The following is a 4717-nucleotide window of genomic DNA, read 5'->3' on the forward strand; positions in this document are numbered from 1 at the left end:
AAAAGAAGAAAAAATATTATTTCCAAATCAGCGTTTCGTGATTTATGTGGAAAAACAAGGTTTTTGTAACGTTTCGCGCAGTTACGCAGGAGCGGAAAAGCGGACCGAGTACTCTCTGCCAAGATAAGACTTTCTTCGTGAAAACCGAACGTTCAACTTACCGAAATCCAGCTCTTGCTTAACTGCGCTGTTGTGCGAATGCCTTTTATTATTTAAAACTTATAACCTAACTTAATATTCAAAGTTACGTTCAATGCTGTTTTATCCATTTCCTCATTTATAAATTCATAAACTCTAAATTCTATATATTTTTCTAAACTGTCATTTGGATCAATTCGATTTGAATGAGTTACTTTTCTATGCCCTAATCCTGCGCCAGCCATGAAGTCTAAAAAGAAACGATCAAAATTTCTAACATATCCAAATACTATATTTGCACCAGTAAAATCCCTTCGAACTTTTACAATATCATAATATGCCTCCCCGGTTTCAGTAGTTTCGCTACTTGTAAATTGTAAATTAGCTGTGTAGTCATTTTTTCGAGTAAAGATTTCTGGACCAGCATAGAATTTATTATTTACAAACCAATATTTGTAAGAAGCTTTAAAAATATAACCTTTGGAATTTGGACTAACTGCTTCTTCACTCAAATCAAAATTGTATGGCAGAATATATCCAGCTTCAAATTGCAAACTGTTTTTACTGTTAATAAATCGTTCTAAACCTATTTGGAAAGCTGGATTTGCAGGATCGATAAAATTCAAAATTCCAAGTTTGACATTCCATTTGTATTCCTTTTGAATATCATTCTGTGAAACTGATTTTAAAGATATAAAGCAAATTATTATTAAAAAAGACTTACGATTTAGCATATTTTTGATTTATGGATGATTTCTTTAGGCGTTCGCACAACGTTTCGCGCAGTTACGCAGGAGCGAAAAAGCGAACTGAGTACTCTCTGCCAAGATAAGACTTTCTTCGTGAAAAACGAGCGTTCAACTTACCGAAATCCAGCTCTTGCTTAACTGCGCTGTTGTGTGCCGTTCATTCTTGTTTGCCAAATAGTGAAATATCAGATAAAACGAAAGTTAAATCATTTATCGACTTGTCAGTTTCAATCTCAAGCACAATTTTCCAATTCGATTCTATGCTTTGACGGAATCTTCGGGTAACTAAAGAAGACGAACCGAATCTATAAGTGCCACCGCCATCGTGAGCTATTTTATCATTTATTAAAGTATGTAAACCGGCAAGTTTATCATTTTTATCCTCAACATAAAAAGCAAAATATTGTTTGCTACTCCAATTATAAGTTTTGTGATCTGACATTAGTAGTTTTATACACCTTTTGAATTGTTTTTTATTCAGATTATTTTTCGATACAACTTTGTCTATTAGAGTTTTAAATTGTTTTCCATCTTTCTCCGTTTCTACAAATTTGTCTATATCTATAACGATAACTTTGATATCTTCTTCGCCATTGTAAATATTAATATTGTTTTTCTGTTTTGGATTTTCGATTATTTTTAACCCTCCATTTTCTAAAGACGGAGTAAAATATCTGATTTTTCCTTGAATTTGCAATGGATTTTCAATCTTTTTATTTGTAAAAAATATAATAGGAAATGTATTTTTTAAAACCATATCATCATAACCGAAATAGTCGAAATCATCAATCTTATATTTTTTTCCACTTTTTTCTTTTCCTTCCGCAAAAAGTAATCTAATTTTTTTAGTACTATCGACAGGAATGGAATTAATTTCACAATGAATTGAAGAAATGAAACTATTAGTTTCTGTTGAATCAATATAGATATTTTTTACAACCACATCGGCGTTTTGTCCAAAACAAAAATGTCTTGTCAAAAAGAAGAATATCAGAATTGTAAATCTCATGAGTGATGTTCTTTTGAATGGCACACAACGTTAGGCCGCTAACCGCAGTGGCGTAAAAGCGAGCCGAGTTCTCTCTGCCGAAGATAGTGTTTCTACGTGAAAACCAAACGCTCAAGCCAGAAAAATCCAGCCATTGCGGTTAACGGCGGTTGGCAGACGTTTATTTAATCTTTTCAATAATTTCCCTGATTTTAAGAGCGTCAGGTTGACTCTTTTTACAATCTTGGATACCAATTTCGTACCGGTCTCTTATGAATTCGTTGAAGTCCTTGCAATTTCGGAAAATATTGAATTCACTGTTGTTAAAATCCCACACGACACCTTTGCCATAAATAAAACTGTTAGCTAATACTGCGCCAACGCCACCGCCAACGCCACCATATGCAGCTGCTTTAGCCCAACTGTTTGCGAGATCTGCTTCGGTGTAAAGAAAGTTGTCGCCTCCCATAATTACCCTAACAAAACTATGGGGGAAACTGTTTGTTTGCGAATCGTCATCTTTGTGTCTATTTTTTAATATCGCATTAATTTGGAAATATAAATCGCCTTTGTAGGAGACTGCAAAAGCTTTTGTTATTTTTTTATCTGACGATACATTATAGAAAAAACAATTATGAACATTTTCAACTAACACTTTCTTCTTGAAGCCAATTATGCTTTTGGGAACTATCTGCACTTGAGATGGAGTTTTCTTTATAAAATCGTCTTTAGTGAAATAAACTCCCTCGGGATAGGCCGATTTATAAACTACTTCTTTAATGCCCAGACTGTCTTGTCCAAGGACAGAATAATTGTTTGCCAATATCAAGATCATTAATACAAAAAATGGTTTCATTTCTCTATCGTGTTTTAAATGTTTGCCAACGTTTCGCGCAGTTACGCAGGAGCGGAAAAGCGAACTGAGTACTCTCTGCCAAGATAAGACTTTCTTCGTGAAAACCGAACGTTCCGGCCACGAAAAACCAGCTCTTGCTTAACTGCGCTGTTGGCGGTAGTTGTGGTTCAATATATCAATTCATTAATGTATTTAAAATATTCTAATCCACATACAATTGAAAAAGCAGAATATAATAAAAATAGAATTATATAGGAGTGTCTTTTAAAGACGGTTTTCATGTGGCTTTTAAAAAATAGGAATATAACACTACAAAATATAAATGACAGCAAAATTTGAAAAAGAAACCACTCAAGCACAAATTGTAAAAATGGCTTCTCCGCAAAATTTACAACAAGCTGTTCGCTACTTGGTCCCATTGGCCTTAATGACAGAAAGTAAATTATTAACGCAACGACAAAATTTGATAAGTAAAATAATAGATATTTAAAATAGTTCATTTTGTCTTGAAATTTTGTTGGATATTTCTGCAATTACCGCCAACGTTTCGCCGGTAAGCGAAGTTGCCGACCAAAGCGATCCGAGTTCTCTCTGCCGAAGATAAATATTATTCGTGAAACCACAACTTCCGGCTACCGAAACCCCGGCAATTTTGCTTACCGGCTGTTGCACGATGACGCCTGACAAAGTGAATTGATTCCATTTTTCTCTAGGCCTTTCATTTTAAAATATCAATTTACCGAGAAATTTGTTTTGTGTCCGACAAAGAAATTCCACAACGTAACCACAACGAAATTCCACGAAGATTTTCGGCAAAGAACTTCGCCAAAGATTGGCTGGAAAATTTGCTCGTTTGCAGCGAACTCTCTGATTTGGATTTCAGCGCAAAGAGAATCATATGAAAACCTGACAAAGCTCGGCGACAAAGTTTTCGGCGCTAAAATCATATTTTGAGATTCAACGCAAAGCAAATCATATGAAAAATAACGACAAAGATTGGATAAGGAAGTGGATTCTGCGCAATCATTTACGGGGTTCCTCGGCGTTTTCGTGCAACGTTAGGCCGCTTCACGACGTTGCCGGCAAAGCGGACTGCGTTCTCTCTGCCAAGATAAAACTTTCTTCGTGAAAACGAACGTTCAAATTTCCCAAATCTCGGCAATGTCGATGAAACGGCGGTTATGGGCTGTGCAATTCCAATTGTTTAATAAGTTCATCTATTTTTTCAACTGACATTCCAGTTAAACGACTACTAATTTCAATTGAATTTTCTCCATCTCGAATTTTAATCGTTCTTATTTTTGTATTTCTTTTCGAAGGTGTTTCTTCTTCTATTTGGAGATTTTGAATATCAAAACTCATTATTGAAGGTTTTTTAAAACGGTAATTTATGGTCAACAATAACTTGTCTGTTTCAGTATCTATTTGCATTTTAGAGATAATTCGATCACTAAAAAAAACATATATTGAAATTAAAAATAATATACCTACAAGAATAATGCACTCTGATTCGCTAAGTGGGTTTCCTCTACGTCTAACAAGGGAAATAAAGTAAACGAGTGGTGGAGAAAGCAAAATTATTAAAAAAGCCCTCAGGTAAAATAATTTAGAAAATTGGGAATTGGTTTCGAATATTGTTTTCATGTGGTTTCTACCTCGTGCATTGCCCATAACGTTCCCTGCATTTGCGCAGGAGCGGAAATGGGAGCAGAGTTCCCTCTGCCAAGATACAACTTTCTTGGTTTGAAAAATGTTTCAAGTCACTAAAAACCAGCTCTTGCGTAAATGCAGTGTTGCACGATGACGCCTGGCAAAGTAAATTGATCCAGTTCGGTTTTATATTTCCTTTGTTTATCATTCTCGTTTGGAAGATTTTTCCTGGAAGCCGACAAGAAATTCCTGAAGATAACGACAACGAAACTCCACGAAGATTTTCGGCTAAGAAATTCGCTAAAGATTGGCTGGAAATTTACTCGTTTGCAGCGA

General features: G+C 35.1%; 6 protein-coding genes. 2 read left to right on the forward strand and 4 right to left on the reverse strand.

The features are described 5' to 3' along the window. Window positions 1–212 precede the first annotated feature (212 nt). From BLP55_RS16170 to BLP55_RS16180, 3 genes are all read right to left on the reverse strand, one after another. Window positions 213–872, reverse strand: a complete 660-nt coding sequence (locus tag BLP55_RS16170; protein WP_091147268.1) for a DUF3575 domain-containing protein — start codon at window positions 870–872, stop codon at window positions 213–215. Window positions 873–1044: 172 nt separating this feature from the next. Next, window positions 1045–1896, reverse strand: coding sequence for a hypothetical protein (locus BLP55_RS16175; protein WP_091147271.1), 852 nt, complete (start codon window positions 1894–1896; stop codon window positions 1045–1047). 160 nt (window positions 1897–2056) lie between these two features. After that, the gene (locus BLP55_RS16180) at window positions 2057–2731 is read right to left on the reverse strand and encodes a hypothetical protein (protein ID WP_139149792.1); all 675 of its coding nucleotides are present in this window, start codon (window positions 2729–2731) and stop codon (window positions 2057–2059) included. Window positions 2732–3053: 322 nt separating this feature from the next. Between BLP55_RS16180 and BLP55_RS17115 the strand changes: the two genes are divergently transcribed. After that, the gene (locus BLP55_RS17115) at window positions 3054–3221 is read left to right on the forward strand and encodes a hypothetical protein (protein ID WP_170826893.1); all 168 of its coding nucleotides are present in this window, start codon (window positions 3054–3056) and stop codon (window positions 3219–3221) included. A 689-nt stretch (window positions 3222–3910) separates the two neighbouring features. Here BLP55_RS17115 and BLP55_RS16890 read toward each other — a convergent pair. Continuing rightward, window positions 3911–4375, reverse strand: a complete 465-nt coding sequence (locus tag BLP55_RS16890) for a hypothetical protein (RefSeq protein WP_139149793.1) — start codon at window positions 4373–4375, stop codon at window positions 3911–3913. A 149-nt stretch (window positions 4376–4524) separates the two neighbouring features. Here BLP55_RS16890 and BLP55_RS17215 point away from each other — a divergent pair. After that, window positions 4525–4717: hypothetical protein (locus BLP55_RS17215; RefSeq protein WP_211516847.1), on the forward strand; the 193-nt coding region annotated here is incomplete at its 3' end.

The organism is Flavobacterium caeni, from assembly GCF_900101895.1.
Lineage (GTDB): Bacteria > Bacteroidota > Bacteroidia > Flavobacteriales > Flavobacteriaceae > Flavobacterium > Flavobacterium caeni.